This window comes from Anaerofustis stercorihominis DSM 17244 (assembly GCF_000154825.1).
GTDB lineage: Bacteria > Bacillota > Clostridia > Eubacteriales > Anaerofustaceae > Anaerofustis > Anaerofustis stercorihominis.
Map to the genome: position 1 here is coordinate 74,348 of NZ_DS560017.1, position 22,492 is coordinate 96,839.

General features: G+C 34.2%; 14 protein-coding genes and 1 tRNA gene. 12 read left to right on the forward strand and 3 right to left on the reverse strand.

Annotated elements, in window-relative coordinates; all coding sequences use genetic code 11:
- Nucleotides 1-367: 367 nt before the first annotated feature.
- The 11 genes from ANASTE_RS03700 (at nucleotide 368) to ANASTE_RS03745 (ending at nucleotide 16,951) form a co-directional block, all read left to right on the forward strand.
- Nucleotides 368-985 carry a TetR/AcrR family transcriptional regulator gene (locus ANASTE_RS03700; RefSeq protein ID WP_007049605.1) on the forward strand — a complete coding sequence of 206 codons (618 nt, stop codon included), beginning with the start codon at nucleotides 368-370 and terminating at the stop codon, nucleotides 983-985.
- Between the two features lie 194 nt (nucleotides 986-1,179).
- Nucleotides 1,180-2,067, forward strand: coding sequence for an ABC transporter ATP-binding protein (locus tag ANASTE_RS03705; protein WP_007049606.1), 888 nt, complete (start codon nucleotides 1,180-1,182; stop codon nucleotides 2,065-2,067).
- Nucleotides 2,060-2,860, forward strand: a complete 801-nt coding sequence (locus tag ANASTE_RS03710) for an ABC transporter permease (protein WP_007049607.1) — start codon at nucleotides 2,060-2,062, stop codon at nucleotides 2,858-2,860. The genes ANASTE_RS03705 and ANASTE_RS03710 overlap by 8 nt, the downstream gene beginning before the upstream one ends.
- Nucleotides 2,861-3,170: 310 nt before the next feature.
- Nucleotides 3,171-5,420 (forward strand): leucine-rich repeat domain-containing protein, encoded by a 2,250-nt coding sequence (locus tag ANASTE_RS03715; RefSeq protein ID WP_039944933.1) that lies wholly within the window; start codon nucleotides 3,171-3,173, stop codon nucleotides 5,418-5,420.
- A gap of 727 nt (nucleotides 5,421-6,147) precedes the next feature.
- On the forward strand, nucleotides 6,148-9,024 hold the full coding sequence (locus ANASTE_RS03720) for a metallopeptidase domain-containing protein (RefSeq protein ID WP_007049609.1): 2,877 nt from the start codon (nucleotides 6,148-6,150) through the stop codon (nucleotides 9,022-9,024).
- A 164-nt stretch (nucleotides 9,025-9,188) separates the two neighbouring features.
- On the forward strand, nucleotides 9,189-10,241 hold the full coding sequence (locus tag ANASTE_RS11275; RefSeq protein WP_052294589.1) for a BspA family leucine-rich repeat surface protein: 1,053 nt from the start codon (nucleotides 9,189-9,191) through the stop codon (nucleotides 10,239-10,241).
- Entirely contained in the window at nucleotides 10,207-10,773 is a 567-nt protein-coding gene (locus ANASTE_RS11280; RefSeq protein WP_007049611.1) for an InlB B-repeat-containing protein, read from the forward strand. Before ANASTE_RS11275 ends, ANASTE_RS11280 begins: the two co-directional genes overlap by 35 nt.
- A 189-nt stretch (nucleotides 10,774-10,962) precedes the next feature.
- Nucleotides 10,963-11,826 carry a methylenetetrahydrofolate reductase [NAD(P)H] gene (metF, locus tag ANASTE_RS03730; protein WP_007049612.1) on the forward strand — a complete coding sequence of 288 codons (864 nt, stop codon included), beginning with the start codon at nucleotides 10,963-10,965 and terminating at the stop codon, nucleotides 11,824-11,826.
- 482 nt (nucleotides 11,827-12,308) lie between these two features.
- Nucleotides 12,309-12,908, forward strand: a complete 600-nt coding sequence (locus tag ANASTE_RS03735; protein WP_007049613.1) for a vitamin B12 dependent-methionine synthase activation domain-containing protein — start codon at nucleotides 12,309-12,311, stop codon at nucleotides 12,906-12,908.
- A gap of 116 nt (nucleotides 12,909-13,024) precedes the next feature.
- Entirely contained in the window at nucleotides 13,025-14,398 is a 1,374-nt protein-coding gene (locus tag ANASTE_RS03740; protein WP_039944935.1) for an MATE family efflux transporter, read from the forward strand.
- A 165-nt stretch (nucleotides 14,399-14,563) separates the two neighbouring features.
- Nucleotides 14,564-16,951 carry a homocysteine S-methyltransferase family protein gene (locus ANASTE_RS03745; protein ID WP_007049615.1) on the forward strand — a complete coding sequence of 796 codons (2,388 nt, stop codon included), beginning with the start codon at nucleotides 14,564-14,566 and terminating at the stop codon, nucleotides 16,949-16,951.
- Nucleotides 16,952-17,535: 584 nt separating this feature from the next.
- Here the strand turns inward: ANASTE_RS03745 and ANASTE_RS03750 are convergent.
- From ANASTE_RS03750 to ANASTE_RS03760, 3 genes are all read right to left on the reverse strand, one after another.
- Nucleotides 17,536-18,096 (reverse strand): SGNH/GDSL hydrolase family protein, encoded by a 561-nt coding sequence (locus ANASTE_RS03750; protein ID WP_007049618.1) that lies wholly within the window; start codon nucleotides 18,094-18,096, stop codon nucleotides 17,536-17,538.
- Nucleotides 18,097-18,755: 659 nt separating this feature from the next.
- Nucleotides 18,756-19,643 carry a YihY/virulence factor BrkB family protein gene (locus tag ANASTE_RS03755; protein ID WP_007049619.1) on the reverse strand — a complete coding sequence of 296 codons (888 nt, stop codon included), beginning with the start codon at nucleotides 19,641-19,643 and terminating at the stop codon, nucleotides 18,756-18,758.
- A gap of 1,524 nt (nucleotides 19,644-21,167) precedes the next feature.
- Nucleotides 21,168-21,243: transfer RNA gene (locus tag ANASTE_RS03760), tRNA-Thr, on the reverse strand.
- A gap of 96 nt (nucleotides 21,244-21,339) precedes the next feature.
- On the opposite strand from ANASTE_RS03760, the gene ANASTE_RS03765 reads away from it, so the two are divergent.
- On the forward strand, nucleotides 21,340-22,188 hold the full coding sequence (locus ANASTE_RS03765) for a patatin-like phospholipase family protein (protein ID WP_007049620.1): 849 nt from the start codon (nucleotides 21,340-21,342) through the stop codon (nucleotides 22,186-22,188).
- Nucleotides 22,189-22,492 lie beyond the last annotated feature (304 nt).

Genomic DNA, 22,492 nt, shown 5'->3' on the forward strand with positions numbered 1-22,492 from the left:
TATATATAATAATGGCAAAATAATATTTATAAGATGATACATATTTAATAAGAAGCTTTTAAGCACTGAGTCAGGATATATTTTTGCTTGAAATATATTAAAATAACTTAACTTGAGCTATGAATTTTAACCGATTATATAGTTTTAACTTAAGTATGATAAATTACTTTGGTTATTGATACATAGCCTTGATTTTGAAACAATGTATAAAAATCCAAGTTTTAAGTTATATATATGATATTTTATTATGTATTTATTGGTGATGACTTTGGGGCTGCATGGTATATAATCAATAAATAGTTTAATTATGAAATATATACATTAGATTGATTTTTAGTAAATAAATAATGTTGATAAGAGGTCAAATATGGTAGAAATAAATGAAAAGTTCTATTCTCTTGAGGAGGAAAAACAGCTTAGGATAATAAATGCGGCTATGGAAGTATTCTCAAAGAATGACTACAATAGAGCCGTTACGGACGATATTGCGGCAAAGGCCGATATATCAAAGGGTCTGTTGTTTCACTATTTTAAAAATAAGAAGACCTTATACATGTTTATATATCAATATGCAATGAAGCTGGTTTCGGATAATATAGACCAAAGCGAGATCGGAAAAATAACCGATTTCTTTGATTTGCTTGATTACGGGGCGGAGATAAAAATAAATCTTTTGGAAAAAAATCCTTTTCTTATGGATTTTTGTCTGAGATGTTTTTATAACGATAAAGAGTTGATTTCGGATGAAATCAATGAACAGCTCGCCGAGTTATATGAAGATAGTTTTGAGCTTTATTTTTCCAATCTGGATTTATCGAAATTCAAGAGAAAAGAAGATGTTTACGAGATTTATAAAATGTCCATATGGATGTGCGACGGCTACATGCATGAAAAGAGAATGAAACATGAGAAAGTAAATATTGATGAACTGCTTGTGGAATTTAATAAGTGGATGGAGATATTTAAGAATAATTTTTATAAATAATATAATAGATTTATATATTATTTACGGATAATCGCAAAGATTTATCGGTGTCTGTGAATGACCTTTAGAATTTTGATAATGTATGCTATCAAAACAGTTCTAAAAAGGGAAAAAGTATAAACACTAACAGTTATTAAATCAAAGAGAAGAGATCCTCTTGTCATAAATAATGAAACAGCAATAAGGAGAGCAAAATGAGTGTGATAAAAATAGAAAATCTGACTAAGGATTACGGAAGTAATAAAGGCGTATTCGACCTTAGTTTTGAAGTCAAAAAGGGAGAAGTCCTAGGCTTTTTAGGTCCCAACGGGGCAGGGAAGACAACTACGATAAGAACGCTTTTGGGGTTTATCAAAGGGGATAGGGGAAGTGTAAGTATAGACGGGCTGGATCCTTTTAAAAATGCGGAGGAAGTAAATAAATCTCTCGGATATCTGCCGGGAGAAAATTCTTTGATGGACGAAATGAAGGGGGACGATTTCATAAAGTTTATCGCAGACATGAAGGGGATGAATAACTTAGACAGAGCCGACGAGCTGAAGGAATTTTTTGAACTTGACGCAAGCGGTAAAATCAAGAAGATGTCTAAGGGGATGAAACAAAAAATAGGCATAGTATGTGCTTTTATGAATTCCCCGGATATACTCATTTTAGACGAGCCTACAAGCGGACTGGACCCATTGATGCAGAATAAATTCGTGGAACTGATTTTAAAAGAAAAGGAAAGAGGAGCTACGATTTTGATGTCATCTCATATATTCGAAGAAATAGAGAAGACCTGTGACAGGAGCGTAATAATCAAAAACGGAAGGCTTGTTCTTACCGAAGACATAAATAAATTAAAGGAAAATAAGAACAAGAATTTCAGGATAGAATTTAAAAACGAATTCGAAGCTAAAAATTTTGCGGCTATGTTCATGAATACTTCCATTAAAGATAAAGTCGTCAAGGTCGGTGTAAAAGGGAATATGGACGAATTCATAAAGAAGCTTGCGTCTTTTGATGTAATTGATATTGATATCGAACAGCAAAGCCTTGAGGAGCTTTTTATGCATTTTTACGGAGGCGAAAATAATGATTAATTTAACTTTACTGAAAAAAGAAATAAAGTCCAACTATAAAATACTTCTTATATTCATAGGTGTACTTACTCTTTATTCTTCGATGATAATAAGCATGTTCGACCCTAAGCTGGGCGAAAGCTTAAAACAGATGGCTGAAAGCATGCCGGGTCTTTTTTCCGCATTTAAAATGTCTGACCCCGGAAGTACCATGATAGAATTCATATCAAATTATTTATATGGATTTTTATTTGTAGCCTTTCCGATGATATTCTCCATAATCCTGTCAAACAGGCTTATAACAAGATATATCGACAAGGGTTCCATGTCCTATATATTATCCACTCCCAACAGAAGAGGAAAAATAATAGCAACATGGATATTTACTATGATACTTATGGTATTGATTTTGATAGTGTATGTGACTGTACTTTCAATAGTTTTAAGTCAGGTAATGTTTGAGGGTGAACTTGATATAGGAAAATTCCTTGTAATGAATATAGGGCTGTTCGGACTTCAGGCTTTTATCGTCGCATTATGCTTTATGTTCTCATGTATATTCTCCGACAGCAAGTATGCTCTGGGATTATCTGCGGCTTTTAACGTCGGTTTTCTTCTCATTCAAATGCTTTCTCAGGCGGGAGATAAGTTTGAAAAACTTAAATACTTAACTCCTCTTACTTTGTTTGATACGAGCGGGATCGTAGCAGGAGACGAGAGTTCGTATATATGTATGGGTGTATTATATCTGCTTGCTGCAGTTATGTTTATAATAGGAGCTTTGGTGTTTTCTAAGAAAGACTTATCGGTGTAAATAATAAAACGACCTTTGGTAGAGGTCGTTTTTTATTTGTATATTTGAAGGGAATATGTTTATAGCTGTGTCAAAGCTAATGGTTATGATTTAGGTTGATCAATATTGAACGCTTTTTGGGGTGTTAGTAGATAATTAAGGGGCGCGGAATCTGACGAAGTCAGGCGTAGTGCCCCGTGAGAGCAGATTATTTAAGTTTATTAGTTAAGTTCTTGTGATTTGGGTGGTATTTTGTAGTATAATAAATATAGTAAAAGATTTTGATATTTATATCTAAATTGTTCGTTATTATATAAAAAGGGGAAATGATATGAAAAGGAACAAACTTGTTGTTATATTTGTTTTTTCACTGTGCATAATGTGTTTTAGAAGTGCCTGCGTGTCTGCTCAGAATAGTGATACATATAATACAAATAAAACTAGCAACTATTCTTATACGCTGTGGGAAGAGTTTAATTCGGATGATGATAAGTTGACATTTCAAATTATTAATAATACGCCAGGTTCTAAAAAAGTATCCGTAAGCGAAGGTCCTGATTGTAGTGGGGATATTATAATCCCAAGTATTATAAATGGTTATACTGTCACTTATATTCCTGATAACAGTTTTAATAGTAGAAGTAATAAAATAACAAGTATTGAAATACCGGGTACTGTTGAAATTATTGATGAATTCGCTTTTTATGAGTGTTCTAATTTAACAAGTATAAAATTATCCGAAGGAACTAAAAATATCAAATCACGTGCATTCTCTAATACCGGAATTGCAGATTTGAATATTCCCAAAACAGTTGAAATTATTGGTGATTATGCTTTTGCCGGATGTAGTGAACTTACAAATTTAGAATTGCCGGAAGGTTTATTGTCCATAGGAAAGGAAGCTTTTTCAGCTACCAAGATTTCAACGATTGATATTCCCGATACCGTTACGGATATCGGTAGCTTAGCGTTTGCCGGTTGTACTTATTTAACAGATGTAACTTTACCTAAAACAATAAACAAAATATCAAGTGGTTTATTTCAAGATTGTGGTATAAAAAGTATTGTGATTCCCGATACTGTTAAAATGATAGATGGGTTATCATTTTTAGGCTGCATTAATTTAACTGAGATTATACTTCCAAAAGAACTTACTTTTATAGGTAATGGTGCCTTTTCTCGAACAGGACTTAAAAGTATAGATATTCCGGATAGCGTCACTGAAATAGAAGATGCTTCATTTGCTTACTGTGAAGATTTAGTAAGTGTAACATTGTCTAATAATATTAAAATTCTTAAAGATTATACATTTTCAGAAACTTCTTTGAAAAGTATTGTGATACCAAGTAATGTAGAAAAAATTTGTGATAGTGTTTTTAGAGATACATACTCTCTTGAGAACGTAACTCTTAATGAAGGATTAAAGTATATAGATAAATATGCATTTTATAATTGTGAAAATTTAAAAGCAGTAAATATACCTGATACGGTGACCTTTATAGGGCAGTCGTCCTTTTATGGGTGCGTAGGTTTAAGTAGTATAATTATACCTGATAATGTCAGTACTATAGGAGATTTTGCTTTTGATATGTGTAAAAATATAAAGTTGGCTGTTATAAAAGCCGTAAATCCTTCAATTGGCAAATATTCATTTAATTTTACAGATAATTCATATGATGATAGTATTATTATAGAAGCTCATGCTAAATCAAGTGTATATACTTACTATTATAATAAATTGAAGCCTCTTGGTTATAAGTTTAAATATAATAATATATGTTCACTAGGAGATGAAAATATCATAGATGCTACATGTACTTCAAAAGGAGAAAAGAGTAGAACGTGCAGTGTATGTAAATATAGAAAAGTTGATGAAATTATTCCAATGCTTCCTCATGACTTTAATGAAGAAATACAATTGGAACCAACTTGTACTGAATTTGGACTTATAGTAAAAACGTGTAAAGTTTGCAGTAAAGTTGAAGATGTACAGATTGATAAGTTGGGACATGATATGCATATTATAGGAGAAACTCCGGCAACATGTACGGAGTCTAAGATAATTCATAAAATATGTTCTAGAGAATGCGGGTATACTCAGGATATAATGGAAGGATTACCTAACGGACATGATTATGAAAGTTTTGTAAGTTTGGAGCCTACTTGTACAAAAGAGGGCAGTGAACATAAAGTATGTAAAGTTTGTCATGATACTAGGGATGAGGTTATATCATCTCTCAGACATGATATGAAAACTATAAGAGAAACTTCCTCAACATGTACTAAAGCTGGAATTTTACATCAGGAATGTTCAAGGAATTGTGGTTATAAAGAAGATAAGTTTGTAGGTAATGCATTAGGTCATAAATTCAATAAAGTTGTTATTGCAATCCTTCCTACGTGTACTGAAAATGGATTAATGTATAAAGTATGTAATGTATGTAATGAAATAATGCCAAATTCCGAAATGGAAATAGAAGTTTTAGGGCATGCTTGGGATAGAGGTGTTGTAGCTCAAAAGGCAACTGTGAGTCATAATGGAGTTATGAAATATACTTGTACTCGTGATAAATCCCATTAAAAACTTCATCTATTCCAAAGCTTATCATTGGTTCTCTTAAAACTAAAGCATCAAGCTATAATTATAATGCAGTTAAGTTAAGTTGGAATAAAACTTCTAACGCAAGCGGATATTATATTTATAAATCAACCAGCTTAAAAGGTAAGTATACTAAAATAAAGACACTAAGTAATAAAACCACATCATACGTAAGTTCAGGACTTATATGCGGTAAGTATTATTACTTTAGAGTTGTTCCATATAATAAATCGGATAAATTAATTCTCGGAAACAAATACAACACCGTTAAAGTTAAACCTTCCCTAAAAAGTCCGTCCGTTAAATTAAAAAGTGGAAAGAAAAAAGCGATAGTAAAATATAATAAAGTATCAGGTGCAAGCGGATATAAGATTTATCGTTCCACAAAGAAAAGCAAGGGATACAAGCTTATAAAGACTACAAAGAGCAGAAGTTATACTAATAAAAAACTTAAAACAAAGAAGACTTATTATTATAAAGTCAGAGCATATAGAAAAGTAGGAAAGAGTACAGTTTACTCATCTTATTCCAGTGTAAAAAAGATAAAGGTCAAATAGCCTTTATCTTTTTTTGTGTATATTGAATTCATTCTATAAGTTACAAAAATATATAAAACAATCATATTTTTTGTAAAGGTTTTACCGATTTTGGTAGCTATTTTAAAATAGATATAATATAATCAAAGTAAGATATATTGGGGGAAATAAAAATGAAATTAAAAAAGACTTTGATAGTTTTGAGTGTTTTGCTTTTAAGCTTTTTAGCCTTTATACCTAGTGCAAATGCTTCGACTAAAGAAATGGGAAACCTTGTTTTTATTGTACGTTTTAAGAGCGATACCAGTGAAATGTACAATGAAGATTCTTATGGCGGTCATACAAATTTTACTCATATGGAGCATGAATTTAATCAATATGATGATAGTTCTATAAAAGAATCATTTCAAAAATATATGAAGTTGATTTCAAATGGTAAAGTAAACGTTACTTCCTATTTCCCTCAGGTCAATGATGATAACAGAACGATAACATATATCACATTAGATAAAGATAAATCCGATTATTCAAACGGAGAGACCTTTGTTTCAGATTGTCTTAAAAAGGCGAAGGGATACGAGGATAAAATAGATTCTTCATTGATAGATAAGGATAATGACGGGTATATAGATAATGTAACAATAATGGCTCAGATTTCTCAGGAAGATTATCCTGACGATGGCGATAGGGGAGATTTATTGTGGTCTCACAAAGCCAATTTTGAAGACCCTGATTTTAAAATAGCGGGAAAGAGTATATTTAATTACAATGTTTTGAACAGCAGAATGCCAGACTCTACAGCAACTACCGTCCATGAATTCATTCATTGTTTAGGGATACTTGATTTGTATACCAATAAAGGAGGCGACCCTGTAGGGACTTATGATATAATGGCACACACTACACCTTTCCCTTCACATCTGTTAAGCTGGAACAGAAAGGTTTTGGGATATGATGATTTAAAAGAAGAAGTATTCGATGGTACAAAGTCCTTTACACTACATAAACCATATTCCGATAAGGGGAAGAATGCCGTTATGGTAAGGACTTCTTTAAATGAAAATGAATATTTTGTATTCGAATACAGAAAAAAGACGGATATAAATGACTATAATAATGTCGATCAGAAAATACCTTACTCGGGGCTTATATGCTATAGGGTAAACGATGCTTTATCAAATGACCAAAGAAGCAATCTTCAAAGCAATTACATATATGTTTTCCGTCCGGGGGAAACGGGAGTAAACGACAACGGCGGAAATGTGATGAAAGCTGCTCTATCGATTAAGAATAATCCTGAGAGAGTCTCTATCGGAAGCAGTGATGTAAATAAGGGGATTACAGATAATGCCATAGTATATACAAACGGTGCCAACAGTATGATAACTGCAAAAGTGACCGATGAGGGTGATGATTATATAACTTTTGACCTTACCATGCCGAAATTGGATACCGAAAATCAGTGGGAAACCATAAAGGATAACGGAAATTTGACTTTCGGGGATAGTATGCAGCCTACGGCAGTAGAAAAGTATAACGACAGCATATATGTTTTAAACCAAGATAAGGTATATGAGTATAAAAATAATACTTTCAGTCTTCTCGGAGGAAAAATAGGAAACGATGTAAGGCTCAATTCAAATATGGCTGTGGTAAACGGAGAAGTATATGTCTTTTATCCGGAATACATAGGAAATAACAATGCCGTTGTATTAAAAAAATACGAAGGTGGGAAATGGGTCGAAAAATGGAGAGCAAAGACAGGCAGCAGCTTTTCTAATTCACCTTACGCCGTAAATTTAAACAATGAACTTTATATGGTTTATGACAGTGATAATAAGAATGTTAAAGTTGTTAAATGGAACGGAAGCGGTATGGACAGTGTCGGGAATACGCTGGATGCAAAATATATAGTAAATCCAAGAATGGTAATGTATAAAAATTCCGTTTACCTTATGTATGCGGACAATGATACAAGTATAAACAATGTATCAATATATAAGCTTGAAAATAATATATTTAAGAAAGTTCATGAGCTTTCGGGAGGATATAAATCATATATCGATTTATGTGCAGACAATAACGGTCTTTATGCTTTCGGATATAATGGAAATAAAGATGAAAAAATCGTAATGACAAAATTTGACGGTAGTAATTGGAATGATGATACTATATCGGGTTTGGATTTTCAGTCTTACGACGCAGGCTTTGGTGTGAAGAACGATGTGATTTATATGGGGACCATAGATAACGGAACTTCCAAAATCTATTATTTAAAGGATGTTAAATGGAATAAGCTGGGTAATGATATATATTCAAAATCCTCCGATATGAGTTTTTTTGTTGACAGCAAAAAGGTCTATGCTTTGGTAGGAGATAATGTTAAATATCAAGTAATTTTAAAATCAAAGGACGCCGTGACCATATCCGAAGAAGAACAAAAACCTGTCAAGCCGCCTATAGAAGATGATAAACCCGTCGTTAGGCCTCCCGTTAAGATATCTCTGTCGGCAGTAAAATCAAAATCTGTGAGTTATAATTACAATGCCGTAAAAGTTTCATGGGGGAAAGTCAAGAATGCAAGCGGATATTATGTATATCGCTCGACATCTTCTAAGAGCGGGTTTAAGAAAATCAAGACATTAAGCTATAAAAGTTCTTCTTATATAAATTCCGGGCTTACCTGCGGAAGATATTATTATTACAGAGTTGTTGCTTATAACAATAAAAACGGAATGGTAACGAGCAAATACAACACCGTAAAAGTAAAGCCTTCTCTGAAAAGTCCGTCCGTAAAATTAAAAAGTGGAAAGAAAAAAGCAATAGTAAAATATAATAAAGTATCAGGTGCAAGCGGATATAAGATTTATCGTTCCACAAAGAAAAGCAAGGGATACAAGCTTATAAAGACTACAAAGAGCAGAAGTTATACTAATAAAAAACTTAAATCAAAGAAGACTTATTATTATAAAGTCAGAGCCTATAAAAAGGTAGGTAAGAAAACAGTTTATTCTTCTTACTCAAGCATAAAAAAAGTAAAGGTCAGATAGCCTTTGCTTTTTTATTGTTCATAAAAACCTTTGATAGTTTATTAATAATTATGGTAGAAAATGTAAGATATGTATCTGAAATCATATTATTAAACAGTTTCCTTAAATATTTGTTTCATTTTATGCTACAATAAAGTAAATATAATAAGATAGAGAAAAAAATCATGAAAAATAAATTATTGTTATCCTTAATCGTTTTTACATTCGTTTTTTTAGTCAGTATGGGAATTACTTTTAATAATGAAGTATATGCAGCCTCGGATAATTTGACCGATGCTCAAAGGGAAGAATTTTATACTTATACGGATTGCAGCTACAGCGGGCAGGATGGATTAAGTGTAGGAATTCACGGTAATGGCGATGATGATAAAAGCTTTATATATCAATTAAATAAGATAGGAGGAGGTGGAAGCTATACCACGACTGCTGTAGATTCCTCGGGAAATACTTATACTTGGAAAGACGGACAGCCTCTTCCCAATCCGTGTCCGAACGGTGAGTTTAAAGGGAAAAAAGTCATATCTATGAATAGGATGTTCAGTGGTCTGTTTACTGTTAAAAGACTTGATTTATCTTCTTTTGATACTTCTCAAGTCATGGATATGCAAAATATGTTTTCCACTATGGATTCTTTGACCGATATTGATTTGACGGGTTTTGATACATCTAAAGTTACTGAGATGAAATGGATGTTTGTTGCCTGCCGATCTTTATTTAACTTGGATCTATCCGGTTTTAATACTTCCAATGTTACGGATATGTCAAATATGTTCGATAGTTGTGAGAAGTTATCTTCACCGGATATAACAAGCTTTGATACTTCCAAAGTTAGGAATATGTCGCTTATGTTTTCTCAAACCGCCTTGACCGATTTAGACTTATCGCATTTTGATACTTCAAATGTAAGAGATATGTCAAGCATGTTCGCTACATGCGAAAAGTTAACTTCTGTAAATGTATCTGATTTCGATACCTCCAAAGTTACCAATATGTATGGTATGTTCGGAGAATGCCCAAAGTTATCTTTAGTGAATTTAATGAGCTTTGATACCTCCAATGTTACGGATATGTCTTTTATGTTTTACGGCGACGGTTCTCTAAAGAGAGTTGATTTGTTTAATTTTACATTGAAAGAGAGTGTTAATATATCGAGTATGTTTGAGGATGCCGGCAAGCGGATCGATGATAAACCTGCTTTGGGAATCGTTAAGAAGTAAGGAAAGTGAAACTGCTTTTAATGACAGTACTAAAACCGGTATCAACAATGACAATTTGATGTTTAACATTCATTACTCTTTATTATACGACAGTAACGGAGGCCGCGGGATTTTAAATGATGAAAATTCTCCTTATATGGCCGAAAGTAAGGTAACCGTAATAAAAAATACATTTACACCCGTGAAGGGAAAAGAATTTAAGGAATGGAACACAAAAAGAGACGGAAGCGGGATTTCATATAAGGCGGGAGATAGCTTCTATATTTACGATGATATTACTTTATATGCACAGTGGCAGGATATAAAAAGGGACGATGATAAAAACAGTCCGCAGAACGGGAGCTCGAATGAGGATAACTCGGATAAAAAGATAGGTAATAGTTATTCCTCTGATAATAAATATGGGTCGAAAACAAATTCAAATACGCCCGATACGTCTGATAATAACAGCTTAAGCCTGTGGTTTGGATTAACGGCATTAATGGGTGCGGGAATGATAATTACAGGAATATATATAAAGAAAAGAAAATAAATAAAAAAACTCTCTCTGTTTTATGAGAGTTTTTTTTATAAACAATAGCATTAATATAAAATACTTTGATATTCCTTTTAGTTATATATAGGTATCATAAATCGCAATAGGTGAATAACTCTCAATTCCTTTATAATAACGGGGATTTATGGTATAATTCTAAAAATTCACAGTATTAAGGGGTAAATAATGAAAATAACAGAAATATTAAAGCATGATAAACCTACTCTTTCTTTCGAAGTATTCCCTCCGAAGAATGAAGTTAATTATAAGGATGTAGAAAAAGCAACAGGGGAAATCGCAAAATTAAAGCCCGATTTCATGAGCATTACATACGGAGCGGGAGGAGGCACCAGTTCGTATACCGTGAACATCGCAAAGGAAATCCAAAAGGAATACGCAGTACCCACACTTTCTCACCTTACATGTATGTGTTCTTCAAAGGAAGATATAAAAGCTCAGCTTAAACTTTTAAAGGATAATGATATTGAAAATGTACTTGCTCTCAGAGGGGATATACCAAATGATAAGTCACTTATGGAAAAATCGGAATATACTCATGCGGTAGAGCTTATAAGAGATATAAAGGAAAGCGGAGATTTTTGTATCGGAGGAGCATGCTATCCCGACGGACACGTGGAGTGTGAACACAAGGCAGACGATATCTACTTTTTAAAAGAAAAGGTAGATGCAGGACTTGATTTCTTGACTACACAGATGTTCTTCGATAATAACGTACTTTATAACTTTTTATACAGGATAAGGGAAATCGGGATAACAGTTCCGGTATTCGCGGGTATAATGCCTGTTACGAACGGGAAACAAATAAAGAGGATAACCGAACTTTCGGGGACTTACCTTCCAACACGTTTTAAAGCCATAGTGGATAAATTCGGTGACGATCCTGCGGCAATGAAACAAGCGGGTATAGCTTACGCAACGGAGCAGATAATAGACCTTCTTGCCAATGATGTGAGAGGGATCCATGTTTACTCCATGAATAAACCGGAGATAGCAGAGGGGATAAAAAATAATCTTTCCAATATTTTATAAGATATAAATAATTTTATTTGTGAAAGTTGAAATTTTATGCAGATGATACGTGTTTTGACTGTTCCCCGAAAATCGAACAGAGATAAAATAAAGAAACTCGAAATATATGATTTAGATATGTTTGTGATATTATGAAATATTAGCTGTATTTCTTTTAATAGAATTTGACTCAAATAATGTTAATAAAACGGTTGATATTTAATGTCAGTGGACGGGGCAGCATTTTATGGAAAATTGAAGTGCGTTTAAAGTCATCACGGCATATGAGTTAAGCCCTTTATTCTTAAATTGACTATTTTAAATCTTTAAAAAAGATTTTTAGATTTTAATTAATTAAAATCTATGTGTACGAAGTACACTAAATAACATGAGCAGATTTGCGTCAGCAATATTTGCGAATTAGGGCGAGCAAAGATTAAGCAGGGTGTAAGGGACAGCGTCCCTTAAATGTTTGTTTCTTAAAAAGGAAAAGAGGAAATATAATGTTCAACAGGAGTGAAACCTTAAGGTATCTCGGGTATAAATGCGAAGAAGTTGATAATAATACTTTAGAGCTTATGGAAGAATGTGAAGAGTTGCTTAAAAAAAGTGCAAATCCGAAAAGTACTTACAAAGTTTTTGATTTAAATAGAATAGATGATGATACTTTGGATATGGAAGTCCTAAAGATAAAAAGCAAAGCCCTTTGCAGAAATTTGAGGGGTTGCGAAAAAGTCATATTATTTGCCGCGACTTTGGGTCCCAGAGTGGATATCCTGCTTCAGAAGTATTCCAAACTTTCGGCGAGTAGAGCCGTAGTTCTTCAAGCCTCTGCCGCAAGTATGATAGAAGTTTATATGGATAGTATGGAAGATGAAATAAAAGAAAAAGCAAAAAAAGAAGGACTTTTCTTAAGACCGAGATTTTCTCCCGGATATGCGGATTTATCCCTCGAATACCAAAGGGATATATTTAAAATCCTTGATTTGCCTAGGAGGATAGGAGCCACTTTGATGGATAACCTTATAATGGCACCGTCAAAGACAGTGACGGCTTTTATTGGTCTTAGCGAAGAAGATAAAAATGTCTGCGATTATGAATAAAACTGTTTGATTATTCATTCCTTGGATGTATAATATTAATTATTGAAAATTACTTTTAAATTTTACAAATATTTACAATTTTGTTTCAAGCAATTTTACATCTACAGGGGAAAATAATGAATATCTTGACAAAATCTGAAAACAAAGAAAAAACCAAGGATTATTTATTTACAAATAAAGCACTTTTTATTTTGATACTGCCGCTTATAGTAGAGCAGTTTCTTGCGATACTGGTAGGTATGGCTGACTCCATAATGATTGCAAGCGTAGGGGAAGCGGCTGTTTCGGGAGTATCTCTCGTGGACAGCTTGATGTTACTTCTTATAAATATTTTTGCGGCTCTTGCAACGGGAGGAGCTGTGGTTGCGGGGCAGTATCTCGGTAAACGAGACAGGGATAATGCCTGCGAGGCTTCTAACCAGCTCGTATGGTTCATTACTATTATAGCCACAGCGGTGATGATTTTGGTATATGTTCTTAAAAAGTTTATACTTACCACTGTTTTCGGGAGCATAGACGCAGATGTAATGGGTCATGCAAACACTTATTTATTAATAGTAAGTGCTTCAATCCCCTTTATCGCACTTTATAATTCCGGAGCGGCGATATTTCGTTCAATGGGTAATTCCAAAGTATCAATGATGGTTTCCATCCTTATGAACCTTATAAACGTTGTAGGGAATGCTATACTCATTTACGGATTTCATTTCGGAACTGCGGGAGTTGCCATACCGACACTCCTTTCAAGGATAGTGGCGGCTATAGTAATTACTATCTTACTGCTTAACAAAAATGTCACACTTCATATCAAGAAGAGTTTTAAATATAAGCCCGACTTTCATATGATAAAAAGTATTTTATATATAGGAGTCCCAAACGGACTTGAGAACAGTATGTTCCAGCTAGGGAAAATCATTGTATTAAGTTTGGTTTCCACATTCGGGACTTATGCAATAGCCGCAAATGCGGTATCGAACGTAGTGGCGGCGTTCCAGATATTATCGGGTATGGCTGTTTCCCTCGCAGTTACCACCGTTATTTCCAGATGTGCGGGTGCGGGGGAATACGAGCAGGCAAGGTATTATACAAAGAAGCTGTTGAAGATAACATATGTATGTATAGCATTGTTTGTTGGTATTATCGTACTCCTTCTTCCCGTAATCATGAATGCGTACAATCTATCGGATATGACATCAAACGAGGCAACTAAGATTTTATTGTTCCATGGATGTTTTGCCATGATAGTATGGCCTTTGGCATTTACTCTTCCCGCAACTTTAAGAGCGTCGGGAGATGTAAAGTACTGCATGATAACTTCCATAAGCTCAATGTGGATATGCAGGATAATTTTCAGCTATATCTTCGGTAAATATATGGGATTTGGAGTGTTCGGTGTTTGGATGGCGATGATAATGGACTGGGTAATAAGGGCGATATTCTTTATTATCAGGTATAGAAGTCCCAAGTGGGAGGATAAACAGGTTGTATAAGGGGTTCCGCCCATAAACCCCCGCAAATATTTTTCAGATATTTTTTGCTTAGGAAAAATACTGGCGGTTCGTAGGGTGGAACCCTATAAAAAGGGTAGTAGGGCAGTGCCCTGCAAATTGGTTACAGGACAATGTACGATAAAGTTATATTAGAAAGGAAAAATTATGGATATATTAAAGCTTATCAAAAAAAGAAAAGTATTCTTCGACGGAGGTATGGGAAGTCTTCTTCAGGAAAAGGGTTTAAAGGCGGGGGAGTTCCCCGAAATGTGGAATGTCGATAAAAGTGATGTGGTTAAAGATATCCATAAAGAATACCTTTTAAGCGGTGCAGATATCATATCTGCAAATACTTTCGGATGTAATTCTCTTAAATTTGATAAAGAGGGTACTTATTCGGTGGAGAATATAATAAGAAGCGGAGTCAGGAATGCGAAAGAGGCAGTAAAAGAAAGCGGCAAAGATGCTTATGTGGCTTTGGATATAGGTCCTACGGGAAAACTTTTAAAGCCTCTCGGTGACCTTGATTTTAACGACGCTTATGAAATATATAAAGAAATCATTCTTTTTGGGGTAAAGGAAAATCCCGATATCATTTTGATAGAGACGATGTCCGACGGTTACGAAGCGAAGGCGGCTATACTTGCGGCAAAGGAAAACTGTGATTTGCCTGTATTCGTTTCCATGACTTTAGGTGAGGACGGAAAGCTCCTTACGGGAGGGAATGCGGAGAGTATAATCGCTATGATGGAAGGGCTTAGAGTTGACATCATAGGACTTAACTGCGGACTCGGTCCTCTTCAGTTAAAACCTTTTATAGGTAAAATGCTTGAAGTTTCTTCCACTCCTCTGATGTTAAATCCAAATGCGGGACTTCCCAGAAGTGAGGGAGGAAAGACAGTCTATGATATAAACAGCGGCGAATTCGCTTTTACAATGAAAGAAATTGCGGATATGGGTGTCAGTGTACTCGGCGGGTGCTGCGGGACCACTCCCGAGCATATCAAAAAGACCGTGGAACTTTGTAAATATGTTGAAATCAAAGAAATAACAAAGAAAGACTTAACGATGATTTCTTCTTTCTCTAAATGTGTATATATAGACAAAGACCCTATAATAATCGGGGAGAGGATAAATCCGACAGGGAAGAAACGTTTTAAACAGGCATTAATAGAAGATGATATAGAGTATGTATTGAATGAAGCGAATACGCAGGTAGAGGCGGGTGCTCATGTACTGGACGTAAATGTGGGACTTCCGGAAATCAATGAAGCCGAGATGATGGAAAAGGTAATAAAAGAATTACAGTTCAGTGTAGACGTTCCGCTTCAGGTGGATACTTCAAATACGGAAGCTATGGAAAGGGCACTTAGGCTATATAACGGAAAGGCTCTAATAAACTCCGTCAACGGTAAAAAAGAAGTCATGGACGAAGTATTCCCTCTGGTAAAAAAATACGGTGGAGTAGTAGTCGCACTTTGCCTTGATGAAGACGGGATACCCTCGACTGCAAAGGGCAGGATAAAAATCGCAAATAAGATTATCAAAGAAGCAGAGAAGTACGGTATAGAGAGAAAAGATATAATAATCGACGCTCTTGCAATGACGGTAAGTGCGGATACTTCTTCGGCTCTCGTCACTTTGGATACTCTATCCATAGTTAAAAACGAACTTAAAATGAACAGTGTGCTGGGAGTATCAAATATATCTTTCGGACTTCCCAACAGGATGATAATAAATTCGGTGTTCTTTGCAATGGCGCTGGACAGAGGACTTAATGCGGCGATAATAAACCCCAATAACGAAGATATGATGAGAAGCTATATATCCTTCAGGACATTATCTGATATGGACGAAAAGTGCATGGATTATATAGATAAGTACGCAAGTGAAAAGAGAGAAACAGGGATAAAAAAAGAGGGGCTTATGAGCCTTGAAGACAGCATCGTAAAGGGAATGAAAGAAAGAGCCAAGACAGCCACTTTGGAGGAACTTGAAAAAAGCGAACCTTTGGAAATAATAAATAAAAAGCTTATCCCGTCTTTAGATATAGTGGGAAAAGGTTTTGAAGAAGGTACTATCTTTCTCCCTCAGCTTTTGATGAGTGCGGAGGCTGCAAAAGCGGCTTTTAACGAAGTAAAAAATCATCTTGTTAAGAGCGGACAAAAGGAAGAAAAAATAGGAAAGATAGTGATAGCTACGGTAAAGGGCGATATTCACGATATAGGTAAGAATATAGTTAAAGTTTTGCTTGAAAACTACGGATATGATGTTATCGACCTCGGTAAAGATGTGGATCCGGATTTGATTGTTAATACTGTCATAAAAGAAGATGTAAAACTTGTGGGGCTGAGTGCGCTTATGACGACCACGGTCCCAAGTATGGAAGAGACGATAAAAAAACTAAATAAAAAAGTTCCTGACTGTAAAGTTTTTGTAGGCGGAGCGGTTTTGACGAAAGACTATGCAAAGACCATAAACGCCGATTATTATGCAAAAGATGCGATGGCGAGTGTTGCTTATGCTGAAAATTTATTTAAGGTTTCACCCTAAAATCCAATGTAGGGCGTTGCCCTACGCCCCACTAATCTTTACTTACCCAAAGATTAGATAAAGAGCTCCACTCGTTCGACGTGGTGGAGCTTAACGCTTCTCGATTTCCTAAGAAATGCTACCCGCTATTTTTAGGAAGAGAAGCTATTCCCTTCCCCATACAAAGAAAATTTTATTTTAAATTAATAAATCTTTTAAGTGATTTGCGGGTGAATGACTTTAGTAAGTTTAATATTCCTTTTAGCGAAGCTCTTTTCCTCACGCAGAGGAAGAATTTGACTGTTTACCCATTAGAAAAATGGGCTGGATTTTTTTTAATCAAGATGTGCCTCGGCACATTAAACAACACGATTTCGAAGTTATACTGTGCAGCGGATTTGCATCAGCAAGATTTGCGAGTTTCCCTAAGTTGTTTTTTATTTGTAAAAATACTGGCATGGTTCTTAAGGGACGGAGTCCCTTATAATTGGTTGTAGGGCTTTGCCCTACAAAAAGTAAAGATTGTTTTAGAAAATTTTGCCCGATAATAGGTTTGCGGGATTTTAGGGACAGAACCACTAATGTGGGTTTAAGGGCAGAACTTCTTAAAGTTGTTTGGTGATGGCAACAGCCAAAAGCTTTGCGGAGATTTCGGCAAAATGAACTCCGTCCAAAGTAAGGGGTATTCCTTTTTCCGCTTCCTCTTTTTGAAGGGAATATATATCTATATATGAAAAGCCGTATTTCTCTGCTAAGCTTTTTATTACATTATTTCTTGAAATTATAAGATTTTGATTAAAGTCGGAATATTCAACGTAAGGAAGACCTATAATAATCACTTTTTTATCATTATTTTTTAAATCAATAAGCATGCTTTCATAAAGCTCTTTGAAGTCAGTTTGACTGTTTTCGTACATTTCTTCATCAAAATAAGAAAATGCAGAGAAAGAAAAAAGTAAATCATTTATCCCCACAAATAAAATATATGTATCTATATCCTTGTATCTTTTATCTTTCAGACATCTTTTAAGTCTGAACGCCACGCCCTCCGTCGTATCTCCGTCGATTCCTTTGTTTATAGTTTCGTATCGTTTACCTAAATAATCTCTGTAAGTATAACCTATGTTTCCGTTTGTAAGGCTGTCGCCGATACATATTACTTTCATAAAACAGTATCCTTTCTTTTCTTGAAACAAACTTCCTAGGGGCGCTGCCCCTTACACCCCGGCACTTTTTAAAAGATTAAAAAGTACCAAAAAATCTTCGCTCAAGCCGCGAAGGCTAAAAGCGACTGGATAAATTAAAGGAACTCGCAAATCTTGCTTATGTAAATTTGCTCGTGTTGTTTATCAGTCTAAAGACTGCACATATTTTATTTATAAAATATGTCTATTTCTTCGAAATAGTAAACAGTCAAAATACTGCCCGCATTTTGTGAAACAGTCGCTTTCCCGTCCCTTTTATAAAGATTTATTATTTGATAGTAAAATGAAATTCTATATGTAGGGGGAATGGGCTAGCTTCTCTTCCGAAAAAATACTGTTCGCTTTTTATGAAACAGTCTCAACTTTAACCTCTTAAAAAGAAAAATTCTATTATTTATTAAAGGTGATAACTCTTTTAGGTAATATTTGGGTGAATATCTGTTGTAAGTTTAATATCCCTTTTGCCGAAGGCTTAGCACCACGCAGTGGAAGAATTTTTACCCCTTTTTTGTTTCTTCGGACAAAAAAGGGCGGATCGTAAGGCGGAGCCTTGCAGAATGTTGGGTCGCAGGGTAACGACCTGCATTTGGTTTTAGGAGCGGAGCCCCTTATATGTTGTTTTAAAAAAGCAGTTTAAAATAATCCTTTAACGTCGCTTTTTTCTTTGGTTTACTAAACCAGCTTTTTACTATTTTCTTTATGTCATAGGTTTGAAGCACAACGTTCAGTTCTCCACCGAGGAAGATTATATACATGCAGATGTATAGCCAAAGCATGAAGAGTATCACCGCACTTAGAGAACCGTAAATAAGCGAGTTTGCTCCGACCTTTGTTATATATAATGAGTAAAGCCAGGAGAATATTATCCAGCCTGCCGAGGAAAATATCGCCCCGGGAAGTTCTTTTAAGATATGACATTTTCTCTTTGGAAGTACGCAGAATGTTATAAGAAATATTGCAAGGAGCAAGAAAAATCCACCCAGATAACTGTAATTTATATGAAGATCACCTATAAAAAACAGTTCGCTTTGCAGAAATTTAGCTATGTTTATCCCAAATATCAACAGGATTATTACCGAAAGGAAAATAAGTCCGAAACAAATCGTGTAGAGGAGAGATACCCCTCTTATTTGAATATAATTTCTTTCATCTTTTGTTTTATATATTGTGTTAAGTCCCTTGGATATTGAGTAAATACCCTTTGAAGCAGACCATACAAGCGTTAGAAATGTAACGAGGAGCACTGTTCCCGAGTAGTTTATATATAGTCCCTTGAATAAGTCAGTGATAAAGCCTGCGAGCGCCTGAGGGAATATATGGATAGATATGCTTATGAGTTCTTCCTGTGTCAAAGGAAGGTACTGTACGAGCAAGACGATTATCATTATCAGAGGTACGAAAGAGAACATCATAAAGAAAGCCGACTGTGCAGCGAATGTATAAATAAAATCTTCACTTAGTTTGTCAAGGCTTGATTTGATGTCCTTTAAAAACTGATATAGGTTCATTTTTTACCCCTTTTATTATTTATTATATTTTACACCAAATATACTTAATAATAAACATAAAAATAAGAAATAATAGAGTGGCTTTTTTAATTAAACTATTTTGTGATCCGGAGCCAAGATTAAGGAATGTATATTACTGATTGCATGTACATTATTATACTTTTGGGTTTAAATTAGGTGCGTAAATGATGAATGGAAGTTTAGAAGAAGATGAATAAATAAAACTTATTTTTAGAGCTTTGATAATAGTGATTGTTTGGGTAAAATCGGTTTGATATAAAAACAAGAAACCTTAAAATATCGTTAATGTAAAACTGCTGTACAGCAAACTAAAGAAATCGTGTTATTTTGTATGTGTAAATATATATTTGAATTTTAATGAATGTTCAACAATAATTCTAAATAATTCTTAAAATAATCATAAATAGAGGGTGTTATTGTGACTATCTTAAATATGACTTATATTTGTTATATCATTTTCGTACTTTGAAAGTTATCATTTATAAAAGTAAACAACTTTTTTAGATAATTTGCGGTTGATTTAATTTAGTAGATTTAATATCTTGTTATACCTATACTTTACTTGTTCCTCATAATTTTAAAGTAACTGGTAACTTATGAGATAAATAAATTTTTATGTAATTGAAATATGAAAGGAAATTGGGCGTTTAATATCTTTCTTGTCAGCGTAATGTCCTCTAGAATGAAAAATTTTAACTCCTTTGAAATAATATAAATGTCTTGGCTTGAAGCTGTATAAACAAAAAAGAGTTTGTCCCTATATTTTGAAACAAATCCTTTATGGTAATTTAAATATAACAGTTATTCATAAATCAATATATTTTATTTATAATCTTTTCACATATAATGTTGCCATTTTCTAATAAGTAAATAAATCATTCAGGTAATAAGCGGTTGATTGACTTTAGTAAGTTTAATATCCTTTCCACGAATGCTAAGCTACAACGGCTTGAGTAGAGATTTTTTGTTTTTTTATTTTGAAAAAGAACATATAAACTTTTTAAGATAATTTGCGGTTGATTTACTTTAATAAATTTGATTTTTCTTTGTTTAAGGGGGATAACAGTATAATCATAAAACTTTTAATTTAATAATGGTTGGGGTAGCGACTGTTCCAAAATTTTAGGAAAGCTGATTGTAATACAAGGCACTGCATTTATAGAAAGCATTTAACACCTTTAAAATAATATAAATCATTGTTTAATCAATATAATAAAAAAAGAATTTGTCCCTATACTTTGAAACAAAGCTCTTAGTAATTTAAATATAACAGTTATTCATAAATCAATATATTTTATTTATAATCTTTTTACATATGATGTTGTCATTTTCTAATAAGTAAATAAATCATTCAGGTAATATGCGTGTGATTGACTTTAGTAAGTTTAATATCCCTTTTCCCGAAGGCTTTGGCACCGCGCCCAGCGGAGCCCTTTATTCTAAATCTTTGGGCGAGCAAAGATTTAGCGGGGTCATAGGGGTGGAACCCCTGAAAAAATTTAATGGAGCTGATAGTCGGATTCGAACCGACGACTTACTCATTACGAATGAGTTACTCTACCAGCTGAGTTATACCAGCCCACAAGTTATATTTTAATTAAAAAATCATTAAGTGTCAATAACTATTGTTTACTTATTTATATTTTCGTATATAATTTATTTAAGAGGTGAGGATATGTTTAACTTTATTAAGAAGAAAAAGACGGGAATATGCTTCAGCGGAGGCGGTGTGAAAGGTTTTGCTCATATCGGAGTCATAAAAGCTTTGGAAGAGAATGGTATCAAGTTCGATATGGCTTCGGGAAACAGTGCGGGGAGTATCGTAGGTGCTTTGTATGCACTGGGTATAGGTGCGGATGAAATGCTTGATTATTCACTCAGCATGGAAGTAAGGGATATAATCAATTATAAAAGTGTCAGAAATAAACTTAGTTTCGATTCCGCCAAGGATTTGATAAATTCTTTTAAAGGGATAACCCTTTCTCCTGCGATAGATTCGGAAAATATAGAGAAGTTCTTTTTGGGTATCGGAGGAGATAAGTTATTCAATGATACTTTGATTCCTTTTTATGCGGTCAGCACGGACTTGAAAAGCGGTAAGCTGGTAGTAATGGATAAGGGCAGACTTGCTACTGCGGTCAGAGCCAGCAGTGCCATACCGGGCGTTTTCACTCCCGTTGTAAGCGATAAATATACTCTAGTCGACGGGCTCGTATTAAATAATATGCCTGCGGATATCTTAAAGGATAAGGGTGCGGACAAGGTCCTTAGTATAAACTTAAAGAAGTATTCCAAAATAGGTACCGACAGCACGAAGTACTTCGATATGCTTTTCGCTACCATAGATATCATGGCTGACAGGAGCCTTTACGACGGTATCAATGCTTCCGATCTTGTAATAAATCCATATTTGGAAGATACTAAGCTTACTTTAGACGATAATTATATCAAACAGGTTTACGACTTCGGGTATAAAGAAGCTATGACCAACATGGATAAGATAGTAAAGATGTTCGGGAAATAGAAAAGTAAAAAATAAAGTCAATATTTGCGGGCGCGGAATCTGCTTTAGCAGGCGTAGTGCCCGCTTTTTTTACGATTATTTCATTTTAAAAATATCTCGATTAATAATAAGATTTTTAAATAATCCTTTTGTTTTATAATGATAAAATAATATGTAAAAATCGATTATGAACTTAATATTTTTGCAATATGTCTAAAGATATTATACTTACTTTCGTTTTACGATATTTGTTATATTTATTAAAGAAAAGCAAATGAAAGGGTAAAATCGTTGACAAAATTTTTAAAAGCGCATATAATAAATT